14 protein-coding genes are annotated in these 14,856 nt (G+C 66.8%); 2 read left to right on the top strand and 12 right to left on the bottom strand.

Annotated features, from left to right (window positions below; all coding sequences use genetic code 11):
* Nucleotides 1-12: 12 nt before the first annotated feature.
* From B7P44_RS11990 to B7P44_RS37820, 4 genes are all read right to left on the bottom strand, one after another.
* Nucleotides 13-1,215, bottom strand: coding sequence for a type II secretion system F family protein (locus B7P44_RS11990; RefSeq protein WP_084904292.1), 1,203 nt, complete (start codon nucleotides 1,213-1,215; stop codon nucleotides 13-15).
* 57 nt (nucleotides 1,216-1,272) lie between these two features.
* On the bottom strand, nucleotides 1,273-1,722 hold the full coding sequence (gene gspG / locus B7P44_RS11995; protein WP_084906628.1) for a type II secretion system major pseudopilin GspG: 450 nt from the start codon (nucleotides 1,720-1,722) through the stop codon (nucleotides 1,273-1,275).
* 183 nt (nucleotides 1,723-1,905) lie between these two features.
* On the bottom strand, nucleotides 1,906-2,580 hold the full coding sequence (locus tag B7P44_RS12000) for a response regulator (protein ID WP_231716613.1): 675 nt from the start codon (nucleotides 2,578-2,580) through the stop codon (nucleotides 1,906-1,908).
* 90 nt (nucleotides 2,581-2,670) lie between these two features.
* Nucleotides 2,671-3,255: an SCO family protein gene (locus tag B7P44_RS37820; protein ID WP_407924016.1), complete on the bottom strand. Its 585-nt coding sequence runs from the start codon at nucleotides 3,253-3,255 to the stop codon at nucleotides 2,671-2,673.
* Nucleotides 3,256-3,877: 622 nt separating this feature from the next.
* Here B7P44_RS37820 and B7P44_RS12010 point away from each other — a divergent pair.
* Nucleotides 3,878-5,011 (top strand): sensor histidine kinase, encoded by a 1,134-nt coding sequence (locus B7P44_RS12010; RefSeq protein ID WP_084904297.1) that lies wholly within the window; start codon nucleotides 3,878-3,880, stop codon nucleotides 5,009-5,011.
* 16 nt (nucleotides 5,012-5,027) lie between these two features.
* On the opposite strand, the gene B7P44_RS12015 is transcribed toward B7P44_RS12010, so the two are convergent.
* Nucleotides 5,028-5,813: a response regulator gene (locus B7P44_RS12015; RefSeq protein WP_231716614.1), complete on the bottom strand. Its 786-nt coding sequence runs from the start codon at nucleotides 5,811-5,813 to the stop codon at nucleotides 5,028-5,030.
* Nucleotides 5,814-6,370: 557 nt separating this feature from the next.
* On the opposite strand from B7P44_RS12015, the gene B7P44_RS12020 reads away from it, so the two are divergent.
* Nucleotides 6,371-7,003 carry a lytic transglycosylase domain-containing protein gene (locus tag B7P44_RS12020; protein WP_084906633.1) on the top strand — a complete coding sequence of 211 codons (633 nt, stop codon included), beginning with the start codon at nucleotides 6,371-6,373 and terminating at the stop codon, nucleotides 7,001-7,003.
* 123 nt (nucleotides 7,004-7,126) lie between these two features.
* On the opposite strand, the gene B7P44_RS12025 is transcribed toward B7P44_RS12020, so the two are convergent.
* The 7 genes from B7P44_RS12025 to B7P44_RS12055 all read right to left on the bottom strand — a co-directional run bounded on the left by B7P44_RS12025 (nucleotide 7,127) and on the right by B7P44_RS12055 (nucleotide 14,817).
* A complete protein-coding gene (locus tag B7P44_RS12025) occupies nucleotides 7,127-7,636 on the bottom strand; it encodes a DUF1269 domain-containing protein (RefSeq protein ID WP_084904299.1) in 510 nt (169 codons plus the stop codon).
* A 138-nt stretch (nucleotides 7,637-7,774) separates the two neighbouring features.
* Nucleotides 7,775-8,989 carry a c-type cytochrome biogenesis protein CcsB gene (gene ccsB / locus B7P44_RS12030; protein WP_084906635.1) on the bottom strand — a complete coding sequence of 405 codons (1,215 nt, stop codon included), beginning with the start codon at nucleotides 8,987-8,989 and terminating at the stop codon, nucleotides 7,775-7,777.
* 81 nt (nucleotides 8,990-9,070) lie between these two features.
* Nucleotides 9,071-9,742: a c-type cytochrome gene (locus B7P44_RS12035; RefSeq protein WP_084904301.1), complete on the bottom strand. Its 672-nt coding sequence runs from the start codon at nucleotides 9,740-9,742 to the stop codon at nucleotides 9,071-9,073.
* 156 nt (nucleotides 9,743-9,898) lie between these two features.
* Nucleotides 9,899-11,284 (bottom strand): cytochrome C, encoded by a 1,386-nt coding sequence (locus tag B7P44_RS12040; protein ID WP_084904304.1) that lies wholly within the window; start codon nucleotides 11,282-11,284, stop codon nucleotides 9,899-9,901.
* A 155-nt stretch (nucleotides 11,285-11,439) separates the two neighbouring features.
* Nucleotides 11,440-13,137 (bottom strand): c-type cytochrome, encoded by a 1,698-nt coding sequence (locus B7P44_RS12045; protein ID WP_088511446.1) that lies wholly within the window; start codon nucleotides 13,135-13,137, stop codon nucleotides 11,440-11,442.
* On the bottom strand, nucleotides 13,134-13,970 hold the full coding sequence (locus B7P44_RS12050; protein ID WP_084904307.1) for a LolA-like protein: 837 nt from the start codon (nucleotides 13,968-13,970) through the stop codon (nucleotides 13,134-13,136). The genes B7P44_RS12045 and B7P44_RS12050 overlap by 4 nt, the downstream gene beginning before the upstream one ends.
* 28 nt (nucleotides 13,971-13,998) lie before the next feature.
* Nucleotides 13,999-14,817, bottom strand: coding sequence for a LolA-like protein (locus tag B7P44_RS12055; protein WP_084904310.1), 819 nt, complete (start codon nucleotides 14,815-14,817; stop codon nucleotides 13,999-14,001).
* Nucleotides 14,818-14,856 lie beyond the last annotated feature (39 nt).

Raw genomic sequence — 14,856 nt, forward strand, 5'->3', positions numbered from 1 at the left:
ACCTCAAACGGTCTACTGAATGCTCGACGCGATTTCGAAGATCGGCAGGTACATCAGCACGACGATGCCGCCGATGACGACGCCGATCACGATCATCATCGCGGGCTCGATCAGCCGCGAGATCAGGTCGATCGTGCGCGCGACCTGCGCCTCCTGGAACGCGGCGATCCGGTCGAGCACGCGGCCGAGGCCGCCGGTCTTCTCGGCCACCGTCAGCAGCCGGTACGCAATCGCGTTCGCGAGGCCGGCCTGCTGGAATGCGTCGGAGATCCGGGCGCCGTTGCGCACCTGCTGCAGCGCGCCTGCGAGCGCGGCCCGGTCCGCGCCGCCGACCAGGCCGCGCGCGAGGTCGAACGCGCGGACGGCGGGAATGCCGCCGTCGACCAGCATCGCCGTCGTGCGATAGAACTGCGACTGGCGAAACACGCGGAAGTGTTGCCCGATGCCGGGCAGCGCCAGCAGGCGATCGGCGATCCAGATCCGCAGCGCCGGCCGACGCAGCGCGATCGCCGTCGCCACGGCCAGCACCGCGAGGCCGATGCCCAGCCCGGCGCCGTGCGCGTGCACCATCCCGCCCCACGCCATCAGCAGGCGCGACATCAACGGCAGCTCGCGCCCGCTGTGCTCGAGGAGCGTCGCGAACCGCGGCACGACGAAGCCGAGCAGGAACAGCACGACGGCCGCGCCGACGAACAGCAGGACCGTCGGATAGATCGCCGCCGACACCACGCGCGCGCGCAGCTCGTGGAGCGTCGCGCTGTTGCGCGAATAGCGCGTCAGGCTGCCGGCGAGCCCGCCGGTCTGCTCGCTCGCCTTCACGCACGCGACCAGCACCGGCGGAAACACGTCGCTCGCATGCTCGAGCGCCGCGGACAGCGACTGCCCCTCTTCCAGGTGCCGCAACAGATCGCGGTACACCTGCGCGGACGCCTCGCGCCGCTCGTTGCCGCCGAGCGTGCGCAGCGCGTCGACGACGCCGACGCCCGCGTCGAGCAGCGCCGCGAGCTCGCGCGCGAACAGCTCGACATTGAAGCGCGCGCCCGGCATCCCGAGCCGGTTCGCGCCGCGCCGCCGCCGCCGCGCATCCGCGCTCACCGACACGACGCGAAAGCCGCGCGAGCGCGCGAGCGCCGCCGCGGTCGCCGGCGAATCGCTGTCGAGGCGAAGCGTCTGGACCGAGCCACTCGTATCGAAGACACGCAGCACGAACTTCACGTCGACTCTCCTTTCAAGCCCGCTCACGGCAGGCGCGGATCGCCGCGCCCTGCCCCCCTACCACGACGAGATCGTCACGTTCTCGCCGGTGCCGCCGCCGCGCCCGTCCTTGCCGAGCGAAAACAGGTCGTAGTCGCCGTGATCGCCGGGCGAACGATACTGGTACGGACGATCCCACGGGTCCACCGGCACGGCCTTCTGCAGGTAGGGGCCGCTCCACCGCGGCTCGTTCTGCGGCTTGTTCACGAGCGCGTCGAGCCCTTCCTCGGTCGTCGGATACGTACCGACGTCGAGCCGGTACTGGTCGAGCGCCTGACCGAGCGACACGATCTGTGCGCGCGCGATCTTCACGTTCGACTTGCCGACCTGCTCGAAATACCGTGGCGCGACGAGACCCGCGAGCAGGCCGATGATGACCATCACGACGAGCAGTTCGAGCAACGTGAAGCCGCGGCTTGCGCATGCGCGGCAACGCGGCGCGGCGCCACGCCGCACATGTCCCGGCACGCCGGGCTGGATCGAGGACGATTCGTCGCGCACGGCCCCCTCCCTGTATCGACCCACCGCTTCAGCCACGCCGAAGCCGTTGAATGCATTCTTGTTCAGGTCGCTACGGGCCAGAAGTAGGGAGTGCCGTCCATCGACATGGGTAAAGCCCCCCCAGTTGCGCCACCCGCCGATGGCGGGTTTTCACACCCGGTCGTCGTCGCCCAGCGCGAGCACGCCGATGTCGATCGCGAAGTGGACGAGGCCGGCCAGGTTCACGATGCCGAGCTTGCGCATCAGGTTCGCGCGGTGCTTTTCCACCGTTTTCGGGCTGAGCTTCAGGCACTCGCCGACCTGCCGGCTCGTGTGTCCTTCGACGACGAGACGCAGCACCGTGCGCTCGCGGCTCGTCAGCGCATTCCACAACCGCGCCTTGTGCGCCGACTCGTCGCGCAACCCCTGCGCGCACGCGCGGGACCGGTACGCGTCGAGACTGACCACGCACTTGCCCTGCATCACGAAGCGCATCTCGCGGACCAGATCGGCGAACGACGTATCCTTGACCACGTAGGCGTCCGCGCCGGCGGCGAACGACTCCTGCACGTGGCCTTCGCTGCGATGAACGGTGAGGACGATGATGCGCGCATGCGGCGCATCGCGCTTGATCGCCGTGATCGCCTCGAAGCCGCTGCCGCCCGGCATCGACAGGTCCATCAGGACCAGGTCGGGCTGCGTGAGCGCGGCGAGGCGGCAGGCCTCGTACCCGCCGCTCGCCTCGCCCACGATGCAGTAGTCGTCCAGCTCGGAAACCATGCGGCAAAGGCCGACGCGCAACAGGTGCTGGTCCTCGACCACCAGCACGCGAGTCTTCTTGTCCACGTTCGTCGCTCCTTGCCGGACGCGTTGCGCGCGCCTCGCGCCCGGCCGTTCCGGCGGCCGGCGCGAGCCCGTTATCGGCGTGAACGGCCCCTAGTCGGAAGCGACGACGTCGCGATAGGCGGCCAGCAGTTCAGACGGCGTCGCAAAGCCGTCGATGCGCATCCATTGCTTGCCCGGCGCGGCGCGCAGGAATGCCACCGGCGCGTGATTCATCTTGTCGCCGCGGTACACGTTGAACGCGCGCTGCGCGGCGATGCTCGCGTCGACCGAGCCGGTGTAGTGCTGCCACTCGGGGCCGGCCTCGAATCTCGCCGCATAGGCCCTGAGCCGCGCAGGCGTGTCCTCTTCCGGGTCGATCGAGATCGACACGATGTGCACCTTGTCGCGATCGCTGCCGAGCTCGCCCTGCAGCCGCTCGAGCGTCTGGCTGATCATCGGGCAGATGGTCGTGCAACTGGTGTAGATGAACGTCAGGATCACCGGCCGGCCGTCGTTCAGTTCGTCGACCAGCGACACGGTCTTGCCGTCGTCCCGCACGAGCTCCACCGGCGGCAATGCATAGTCGACCATCGAGTGCGTCGTGCCGGGGGCGACAGCGTGATGCATATGCATGCCGGCGCCTTCCGTGGCGCTTTCCGTGGCGCCTTCGGCGGCGTTCCCGGTGGCGTTGTCGATCGCGCTCTCGGTGGCTTCGTCGGTCGCTTTCCCGTTCGCGTTCGCCGGAGCAGTCTCGGGCGCCTGTTCGACCGGCATCTCCATCTTGCTCCCGGCATCGTTCTCGGTGGCGCTCCCGGCGGCGTTCCGTGCAGCATCCTCGGCCGCGTCGTTGGTCGCATTCCCGGTCGCATTCCCGGTCGCATTCTCAGTCGCATTCCCGGCGGTGCTCGGCATCGCACTCTCGGTCGTGTTCCCGACCGCGTGCTCCATGACGCTCCCGGCGGCGTCCTCGGCAGGCGCACACCACGCGGCAGTCGCGGCAAGCGCGGCGCCTGCGAGCACGAATGCGCCCGCCGTCGATTTCGCAGTCCCTTTCATATCCGTCTCCGTGGCGATAAGCGAGGCCGCGATGGCTTCCCGACCCCGCACGTTCAGTGTCGGGAATATGTTCGCGACGGTCATTGGATGACGCCCCCCAAAGGCCGGTAGGGTACGTCCGCTTGGTGGATTACCCGTCGTCCACAACCGGGATGCCCCCCATGCCACGCCCCCGCAATCACCCGGTTGCCGCGTGCGCCGGTCGGGGCCTAGAATGGCGGAAATCTTACGGTTTCCTGATTACGCACTATCGGGAGCTCTCATGAGTGAACGCCAGCCCGAAGGGCCGCAGATCAGGCTGCTCGACCTGATCGACGCGATGCGCAAGCTCCGCGGCGCGGTCCGTCCAGGCAATCGCGGCGCCGGCATCGTCACCGATGCGCGCGGGGCAGCGCTTGCCATCCTCACGCCCGGCGGCGTCTTCGTCTCCGTGAATCGCAGCGCCGCGACGCTCCTGGGCTACTCGAACGACGATCTCGTCGGCAAGCACCTCGCCGACCTCGCACCCGACGACACCCACGCCGAATTGGCAGACGAATTGTCGACGAGCGCCCGCAGCCCGTTTCACTCGTTCGGCGCGATGCTCTGCGGGCGCACCGGGCATCCCGTGCAGCTCCTGCTGCATCAGCAGCCGCTCCCCGCCCGGAATGCGGTCGCCGGCATGCTGCTGACGCTGTTCGAGGAACCGGTTGCCTTCGAACCCAAGCAGCGCGGCACGGCCGCATCGCTCGATGCCGATGCGCGCGCTTGCCAGACCTGGCTGATGCTGGGTCAGCAAAAGGAGCGCCATCGGCTGAGCGCGGAACTGCATGACGGCATCGGCCAGGCCTTGACGCTCATCAAGCTGATGAACGAGGACGCGCTCATGCGCCTTCGCCGCGGCGACATCGACGAGGCCGAAAGCCTGCTCGACGCCACCGTTCATCGCATCCGCGAAACGATCGGCGACGTGCGGCAGATATGCGGGGAACTGCGGCCGCTGATGCTCGACAGGCTCGGCCTGCCCGCGGCATTGGCGTCGCTGTGCCGGCGCGTCGAGCGCGACACGGAAACGCTGTCGGTCACGTTCAATTGCGACGTCGACGACGACGACGTGCCGGAGCACCTGAAAGCGGATATGTTCCGGGTCGCGCAGGAGGCGCTCAACAACATCGTCAAGCACGCGCACGCCACCGAAATCTCGCTTGGCCTGCACCATGTCGCGGGCGGACTGCTGCTGACGATCCAGGACAACGGCATCGGCTACGAGCACCGCCCGCTGGCGACCGAAGACGCGCGCACGACCGGCCTCGGCCTGATCGGCATGCAGTACCGCGTCGAGTCGCACGGCGGCACGTTCTCGATCCGGTCGTCGGCCACGACCGGCACGTTCGTCTCGGCGACCTGGGCGCTGTGACGCGCGCCCCGCACGCTCAGCCGTCCGCTTCGCCGAGCGGATATTCGCGCAACGACGCTCTCGCGTCCGCGCCGCCCGCCGGATCGCCGTTGCCGGCCAGGCGTGCCGGCAGGTCGTTCGCATTGGGCTCCGCGCACTTCGCCGCCAGCGACGTCAGCAGGCCCATGTTCATCGCGACAAGCACCAGTTCCGTCAGGTTCGCGATATGGAGCTTGTGCATCATGCTGGCGCGATACTTCTCGATCGTCTTCGGACTCAGGTTCAGGTACTGGCCGACCTGCCGGTTGGTGCGCCCTTCGGCGATCAGCTTCAGCACGCTGCGCTCGCGCGCGGTCAGGATGTCCCAGGCCGTCTTCGGCGCGGGCATTTCGCGGCCGGTCACGAATGAATCGACCATGTACCCGTACACGTCCGCGCTCAGGTGCTTCTTGCCCTGCATGACCGTTCGCATCGCCAGCAGCAGTTCCTCGAACGAGACGTCCTTGAGCACGTAGCCGTCGACGCCCGCGCGCAGCGCTTCGCGCACATACTCCTCGCTCTGATGCACCGTCAGCGCAACGATCCGCACCTGCGGCGAGCGCCGCTTGATCGTTGCACTGGCATCGATGCCGTTCATCCCGCGCATCGACAGGTCGATCAGCATCAGGTCCGGGGCAAGCGCGATCGCCTGCTGACACGCCTCCTTGCCGTCCCTCGCCTCGCCGATGACCTCGTAATCGCCTTGCGCACTCAGCATCGAGCGCAGGCCGTTTCTCAGCAGGTCATGGTCCTCTGCAATTACCACGCGACATTTGGTGTTCACGTCTTCCACTCCCGGTAGCCCCCCTACCCGGACACTGCGGAATGCTCGGTATGGCGATGTCATGTCCGCAGTGCCGGCACCGTCCGCTGGGCATCTTTCCCAGTCCTCACTTCCCGACTCGATTGCGCCGACAACCGACTGCCATACCGCTCGGATGAGCAAGGTTCGCGCCACGGCACGGCCGGCCGGCATGAGCCGGACCATGCGCCCGGCGCCGCCGGCCGGAAACAGCCGGGCGTCCTCAAGGATGTTTCAGGATTGAATCGAATGGATTTTTTTTGCCGCGTCAGTGCGACTACGGATAGCGGAATTACCGCTCATTTCTCGCGGCGAGTGGAAATAATTGAATCGCGACAACGTCGAACCCGAAAAATACCTTGTGGTGCGTCGCAAGAATTGTAATCGGCGTTGAGCAACTTCCATTACCGTCGATTACCGATGTAACAATCTTGCACCATCCGTCTCAGCCGACGGCGCATGCGTCGAAGTGTAGGGAGGTGCCCCATTGTCGATCCGATTTTTCCTCCACCACAATTCAAGTGCAGGAGATTCGGAAGATGCACCGACGCCCTTCATTCCGCTTGGGAAACGCAATCGTCGCCGCATGCGTGGGGCTCGGCTGCGCGTGGTCATGCGGCGTGCGTGCGGAAATATTCGGTGCGGTCACGAGCAACGGCGTCATCGTGTTGACGAACCAGCCCGGCAAGGCCGGCCTGAAGGTGATCGTCGCGGGCCCGCCAGGCGCCGACCCGGGCATGAAGCGCGTGTCGTCGAAACCGGCCGATGGCGTCGTGCTGCCGCGGTTCGCGGACGTGATCGACGAGGCGAGCCACGCGTTTCGCGTTCGCCCCGAACTCCTGCGCGCGGTGATCGACGTCGAGTCGGGATACAACCCGAAGGCGGTGTCGGACAAAGGCGCGCTCGGCCTCATGCAATTGATGCCCGACACCGCGCGACGCTTTTCGCGCGGAGACATGCTCAATCCGCGCGACAACGTGCTGGCCGGCGCGCAATACCTGCGCTTCCTGCTCGACCTGTTCAACGAGAACGTGGAGCTCACGCTGGCCGCATACCACGCCGGAGAAAACGCAGTGATACGCGCCGGCTATCGCATTCCGTCGTTTCCGACGACGCGCGTTTACGTCCCGCGCGTGCTCGCGCGTTACAAGCAGCTGCTCGCCACGAACTAGCCGATGCCGATCCTCGCGCCACGCATCGCGATGCAGCGGATGCAGTGCGAACGCAAGCGTTGCCGGTGCGATGCCCGGCAACGCGTATCACGCCGGCCTGGCCGGCCGCACCTGGCCAACCGCTCATGGAAACGCCGGAATCGCCGGGTCCTCGCCTTCGAGGTGCGCCTCCGCGTGGTGGAGCTTGATCATGTCTTCGATTTCATGCACGCGGTCCTTCGCGACGTCGATCATCATCAGCAGCTCGCCGCGGTCGATCCCTTCCTCGAACCGCTTCAGGCGCGTATTCGGCACGTCGACGCCGATCATCGACGCCGCCCACGCGCCGAAGCCGGCGCCGGACAGCGTGATCGTCACCACGGCGCCGCCGGCGATCGGCAGGCCCGCCGGCGGAAACATCAACGCGAGCAGCGCCATCACCATCCCGGTCGCACAACCGACGGCCGTGCCGCGCGCCAGCGACGGCAGCAGATCGCTGCGCTGCGCGAGCGTCGCCGCCGGCAAACCGTCGAGCACGGTGTTGTGGTTCGCGATGACATGGATGTGCCGCCACTCGACCCGCTCCAGCAGGAGCTCGTTCACGATCAGATGCGCGCACTGCGGCGTCGGCAACAGAAAATAGATGCGTCTCATGGCTCCTCCCCCTACCTTGCGTCACGCCTGAACGGATGCCCCTGACGACATTCTCGTCCGGCGCACGACTCGCTTGAAGTAGGAACACTCGCCGTAACGCATGGGTAGAACACGGTAGACGGCGCCACGCGCGCCGCTTCAAAGCTTGCCGTAGCTGTGCAGCCCGGACAGGAACATGTTGACGCCGAGGAACGCGAACGTCGTGACGAGCAGGCCCGTCAGCGCCCACCAGGCGGCGGCCGTGCCGCGCAGGCCCTTCATCAGGCGCATGTGCAGCCACGCCGCGTAGTTCAGCCACACGATCAGCGCCCAGGTCTCCTTCGGATCCCAGCTCCAGTAGCCGCCCCACGCCTCGGCTGCCCACAGCGCACCGAGGATCGTCGCGATCGTGAAGAACGCGAAGCCGACCGCGATCGACTTGTACATCACGTCGTCGAGCACCTCGAGCGCCGGCAGGCGGTCGGCGAGCACGCCGCGCTCCTTCATCAGGTACGCGACCGACACCATCGCCGACAGCGCGAAGCTGCCGTAGCCGATGAAGTTCGCCGGCACGTGGATCTTCATCCACCAGCTCTGCAGCGCGGGCACGAGCGGCTGGATCTGCTGCGCGTCGCGCGCGATCGAGTACCACATCAGGAAGCCGACCGCCGCGCTGATGACCAGCAGCACGAACGCGCCCAGCGCGCGCGTGCCGTAGTGACCTTCGTAGTACAGGTAGAGCAGCGCGGTGATCAGGCTGAACAGCACGAACACTTCATACAGGTTCGACACCGGAATATGGCCGACGTCGGCGCCGATCAGGTACGACTCGTACCAGCGCACCATCATCCCGGTGAAGCCCATCAGCACCGCGACCCAGGTGAGCTTCTGGCCGATCGCGGCGGCCGACGCCGAGCGCGCGAGCGTGCCGATCCAGTAGAACACCGTCGCGAGCACGAACAGCGCGCTCATCCACAGGATCGCCGACTGGCTCGACAGGAAGTACTTGAGGAAGAACGCCGCATCCGCGCGCGCCAGGTCGCCCTGGTAGATCTGGATCGACAGCAGCGCGAGCACCGCGATCGACGCCATCAGCAGCCGGGCCGGCTTCCAGCGCCAGCCGAGCGTGACGAGCGCCGGGACGGCGCCGATCAGCACGGCCTTGTCGTAGCCGTTCATGAACGCGTCGTAGCGCGTCAGCGCGAAGCCCGCGCCTGCCAGCACCGCGAGCGCAAACAGCCAGTCGACAGCGTCGAGACGCAGCAGGAACGGGCGCGCGTCGTTCGGCGCAAACAGCGGTTCGGCAGCCCGTCGCCGCTGCCGCGACTTGCGGGCCAGCGCTGCGCCGCCACGAACGGATTGCGTGATCTTCATCGTCTTCACCGTGACGGAACCGCGTACCGCAGGAATAAAAAGCAGCGCCCCGCCCCGGGGGGAGACGAAGCACTGAAATGTTTAACGATCGGCGGTCGGGCTCGCCGACGCCTCGGCCTCCGGCGGAAACGCCTCGACGAACGCCGCCACAGCGCGCATGTCCTGCTCCGACATGTTTGAGCACACGTCCTTCATGACGGCGCCTCGCGGCCGGGTGTCGGTTTCGCGGAAGATCCTGAGCTGCTTCACCACGTAATCCGCATGCTGGCCGGCGAGACGGGGAAACCGGCTGACGCCCTCGCCATGCTGGCCATGACAGCCGATGCATGCCGCGACGCCCTTGTCCGGCAGGCCCGCCTCGAAGATCGCCTTGCCCGCGTTGATCAGCGCGAGATCTTCGGCGTCGCCCAGCGTCGCGCTCTGGCTCGAGAAATACGTCGCGAGCTCGTCGATCTGCGCGTCGGTCAGGTGCGTGAAGCCCCACATGTACCGCTTCGCATTCGCGTCTGCCCGGGCGTGAAGCTTGAAGTCCGTCAGCTGGTCGACGAGGTATTCCTTGCGCTGCCCGGCGAGCTTCGGGAACATCGGCGACACCGACACGCCGGTTGCCCCGTGGCAGTTCGAGCACACCTGCAGCGCGATGGTCTTGCCGGCCACGGCCGGGTTGTCGACTTGTCGCGAGCGCTCCAGGTCGTGGCACGCCGACCCGGCCAGCAGCATCGCAAGCGACACGATATGGGCCACCTTGTTCATGTCACGATCCTCCTTGCCGCAATTTTTGCCGCGCTTTGAAGCGATTCCGTTCGGCGGCGGTGCGCATGCGCATCGACACGCGATGCGAGATGCGCGCCGCCCTCCCGCTGCGCGTGCTCCAGTCGGCCACGCGCACGGGAAACGCCGGACGGGAGGTCAGAACGAAGCGACCCATAGGTACAGGAACAGCGTGTCGTTGTCCCTCGCGTTGCGCCCGTTGCCGTCGTAGTTGGTCGTCGCGCCGAGGAACTTGGTGAAGTGGGTGTATTGCAGGCCGACGCGCACGTACTGAACCGGTATCCAGAAGATCTCCGGCGTCCAGCCCTGCGTGTTCGGATGGAAGTTCGCGCTGGCCGCGTACAGCGTGCTGTCCGGCGTGCCTGTCGTGTTGAAGAACGAAAGACTGACGCCGTATTTGTTCTGGTAGATGTACGACGCCTTGAGCCGCAGCGAGTTGAGATTCGCCGAGGTGTTGTCGCTCAGCACGAAGTTGTTCGGGTCGTGAATGTTCTCGCGCACGTAGCGCGCCTGCGCGGTGATCGTGTGCGGCTCCAGCAGGTATTGGTATTGCGAGTCGAAGCCATAGTCGCGATAGCGCGTGACGCCCGTGCCGAAGATCGGGAAATTGTTCGGGTCGTTCGGATAGATGTTGACGCTGAACCCGAATGCGCCAACCATCAGGCTATGCGGGCCCCAGTCGTGCGTCAGCGCGATGCGCGCATACGGGTTGTAGCCGCGCAGATAGACCTGCGGGTGGTCCGGGTTCCCCTCTTTGTTCCCGTGGCTCAGGAACGACCAGATGCCGTCTGCCGTGCTGTACGCGGTCAGCTCGGCGTAGACCGTCTTGTTCCAGTACAGATAGGCGCCCGTGCCGACGGCCTGCATCGAGAGGCTTCCCTCGATCACCGGCAGGCTCGGGATCTTCGCAACCGGGCTGATCGTCGACGAGATGTACGGATAGCCCCATGCGGGCGCGGTGTTGAACACGTCCTGCACGGTCGGATTGTTGTGCACCGTCAAGCCGAGGATCAGGTCGTTCGCGGCGGACATGATCCGGTCGACGAAACGGAAGTCGGTGTTGTCCGATGCCCAGTGGCCTTTCCATTTGCCGCTGTCGTTCTGGTGATCGTAGTTCGTGTAGGTGAACTGCGCGAAACCGCCGAGATGGTCGGTGATCTTCCCGGCGAGGAACACGCTCGCAAAGTCGAAGATCGGCTGGCCGTTCTTCGTATTGATCGGATTGCCGCTGGCGTCGCTGTTGGCCCGCGTCGTGCTCAGGTCGCCGATGGCCATCGCGGCGAGCGGAATCGTGCGCTCGCCGAGCGTATAGCCGTTCAGCTTGAACAGGCGCCCATACGGCGTGAGCTCCGGAAACTGCCCGCCGGCGTGGCACGCCACGCAGCTTTGCCCGGTCTGGCGCGCGAAGATCGGCAGCGCCTGTGCGGTGGAAAACTGCAGCCACGCGATAGTTGCCAGTGCAACCATAAAGCCGCGACGTATCCAGTGACGACGCGCGTCACGGCTGACAAAGAAGTGTGTCATCACTGTATCCCCCACCACCCTGTGTCGCCCCGCTCCGGCGCGACAGGCGGATGTCGCGCGATGTCTTCATTGTGCAAAGCGCCAAGCGGAACCGGCATGGGGCACTCCCCTCTTATCGCGTGCTGATCTTTACCCGATCGCGGCGCAGCGACTGCTCAAGGGACGATCCAGCCCCCGTCCGCGGAGAGCTTCATCCGATCCGGCCCGGCGAACCGGACGATATAGCCGCCCTTCGATGCGAAGCGCTGCCCGGGTGCGAGCGTCAGGCGCGGATAGTAGCCCGTGAGGATGCGGCGTTCGAGCATGTCCTGGATGCGCTCGACGAGGTACTCGCGCACGAACGCGTCGACCAGGTGGCTGAGCGTCTCGGCGAGCAGCCCGCATGCGAGATACGTGTCCGCCTGCACTTGCGGCGCGACCATCGGGATCTGCCGGATCGTGAACCAGCCGAACGCATAATCGACGCGCACGCGCCGCCCCTCCGGCAGGTCGAACGGGTACGCGATGCGCGTCACGCCGCGCCAGCTTGGCGGAAGCGGCGTATTGTCGAGCCCGCCGAGCAGCCCCGACATGAAGACCGTGTCCGACGCGGGCGGCACATGGTCGAGCGCCGCGATGTCGGGCGGCCGCAGCCACAGCACGAGCACGTCGTCGCGCGGCATCCGGTGCAGCGCGTGCGCGACGCTGTCGCCGGGCGCGAGCGCGTGGTTCGACACCGCGAAGCCGCGCCCTTTCAGCGCGGCGGCCAGCGCCTGCGCGCCCCGCTCGCCGTTGTCGCCCGCGCGAAACACCTGCCACACCGTCTTCACCGCTTTCGTCGCCGGTCGCGCGCCTGCCTCATCCAGAATGCGCTTCGCGATCAGCGCCGACTCGAGCAGCACACCCTTCGAGAAGTACACCGAATAGAAATCGTGATCCGTTTCGACCGGCACCTCGACGTTCGGAAAGAGGCAAGGCACGGCCTCCTCCTCGCAGAAATCGTGGACCGGCGCCCAGTTCCTGCCGCCGAGCCCGGACACCACGGCCAGCACCGGCTGCCGCGCGAGATCCTGTCGCAACTGCTCATGCCACGTGTCCGGCGGCCCCTTGAGTTCCCACACATGCAGTTCCCAGCGGCGATTGACCATGAACATCATCTTGCGCGTCGAGCGCAGCGGCGGCGTCGCGCCGAACGGAAACGCGTTCTTGTCCGCGAAGTAGTGCTGCAGGACGTCGAGCATGCCTGCCCGCTTCACCGGGTCCGCGTCCGGCGTGACGATCGTCGCGAAATGCAGCACCGTGTCCGCCACGCCCGGCAGTCTGCGCTGATCGAGGCGCTTCAGGTACCCGGTCAGCGCGGCCATGTCGGCATCGCTCAGCGCGTACTGCGGCATCAGCCGGCCGAGCGGCTTGCCTTCGGAATCGATCCCGTCGCGCACGGCTCTCGCGAGCCGCTCCTCCGTGTACGGCTCGCGATCGGTGCGCATGCCGGGAACGTAGGGGATGTCGAGATCCTCGGCGGTTTGCGCGCGCGGATGGACCAGATAGCGCCACGTGATCGGCGGAATGGTGGTATTGCCTTCCTTCGAGCCCAGGCCGCTGCGCCGATGGCAATTGATGCACGCGGCGGCGGCGCCTTGCAGGCGCACGCCGTCCTGGTGCACCGCTTCGAGCGGCTCACCCGAGCCCAGGATGCCGCGCTGGAAGATCGCCTGTCCTGCGTCCGCCGGCGCGGCGGTCGCCGCAGGCTCACCGCAGCGCGCAGCGCCCGCAGGTACGATCAGCGCGGCCAGCAATACGCCCCGCACGAGCATGCGCGACGCGCGCGTGCAAGGCCGCGCGAGGGCGCGCAGCCGCCCCCGGATGCCGTTCATGGCCGCGGCGTCGGCCGGCCGGCGGGCGACTGCGCCGGCGCCACATCGGCGTCGATCGAAACCGGACGGCGCCGGTCCGTCGAGGCCGGCCTGGCGAAGATCGCATCGTCGAGCGGCGGGTTCAGCGACACCTTGTCGATGATCAGCGTGTCCTTGTTCGGCGACGCCGCCGTGCCGCTGACGATCTTGAGCGGAATCTGCAAGCCGTCGATGGTCCGGTAGTCGCTGTAGTTCACGTCGACGGTCACCGCGCCGCGCGGCCCGCGCACCTGGCGGTCGACCTTCACGTCCAGGAACGTCTGCGCGTCGATCCACACGTGGCGCACCGCGCCGGAAGGCAGCTTCACCGCGAGGCGATAGGCATTGTGCCCGCCCAGCTGATCGACGCCTTCCAGCGCCACGCCGACACCCTTCGCGTCATGGTCGATCAGCAGCCCGTCGATCACCTGCTCGTCGCGCGCGGACATCAGCTCGTCCACCGTGTAGGGCCGCAGGCTCGCATTGCCGCCCGCGCCCGAGCCGAGCTTCCAGCCCTCGTGGCCGTCGAATACGCGCACGGCCTTCTGGCTGAACACGGTGATTTCGAAGCGCGTCTTGTTCGGGCGTTTCATCGCGAGGATGAACGGCATGTCCCGCACCGGCGCGTTCGCGCTGTCCACATGGCCGGACCAGACCATCGTTCGGATCTTGCGCCATCCATCGAGCCCGCCCCTGGCCGCGACATTCTTCTCGACGATCTGGTCCGCGCTCAGGCTCTGCCCGGGAATCTGCTCGCACGCACACAGGACCGCCGTCACGCAGCCGGCGAACACCCACGCTTCGATTCGTTTCATGGCCATCCCCCCTCGTCCGGATGCCCGGCTAGCGGCTCGCCGCCTTCGCGATGGCGAGCGGCGGCTTGCCGAACATCGCATCGTCGGCCGGCTCGTTCACCTCGACATGCTCGATCGTGATCTTGCGCGTCTCTTTGACGCCGCTCACGACGGTCTCGAGCGTGTGCGGCACGACGAGTCCGTTCTCCTTCCGGTAATCGCGATAGAAGACGGCGACGCTGTGCGTCTTGCCGTCGAGCACGCGCGGCTCGCCGTCGATCTTCAGTTCGAGATAGCTCGACGCGTCGACCCACACGCGGCGCTCCGAGCCATCCTTCGCCGTCAGCTTCAGCACGTACGCGCGGTGCCCTTCCACCTGCTCGGTGCCGAGCGCCTGGATGGTCGTGCCTTTGTTCGCGTAGTCGATCAGCGGGCCGTCGAGCTCGGCCGACGCCGCGGCCGACTTGAGCTGCGCCGGCGAATACGGGTCGATTTCGCTGCGTCCGAGGTACGGCCTGACCATCCAGCCTTGCGCGCCGTCGTACACCTGCAATGCGGTCTGCTGCTCGAATTGAATCTCGAGGCGGCTCTTGTGCGGGCGCTTCAACGTCAGCGTGAACGGCAGCCGGACATTCTTCGTGCCGCCCGCATCGAGCTGCCCCGTCATCTTCATCGTCGAGACCGCTCGCCACGCCTGCAGCCCCCCGTGGGCCGCGACATTGCGCTCGACGATCTGCGCGACGCCCGGATGCGATGCCGACGGCGCTTGCGCATTCCCCGCGGCCGATGCCGCGAATGCGGCCTGGCTGCAAGCCAGAGAGCCGGCGGCGCAGGCCGCCGAGATCGACTTGAAAAGAAACCGGTTCATGACTTTACTCCCCGTTGAAATGCCGCCGGTCGCCAACGT

The organism is Burkholderia ubonensis subsp. mesacidophila (genome assembly GCF_002097715.1).
In the GTDB taxonomy this organism is placed as follows: Bacteria; Pseudomonadota; Gammaproteobacteria; order Burkholderiales; family Burkholderiaceae; genus Burkholderia; species Burkholderia mesacidophila.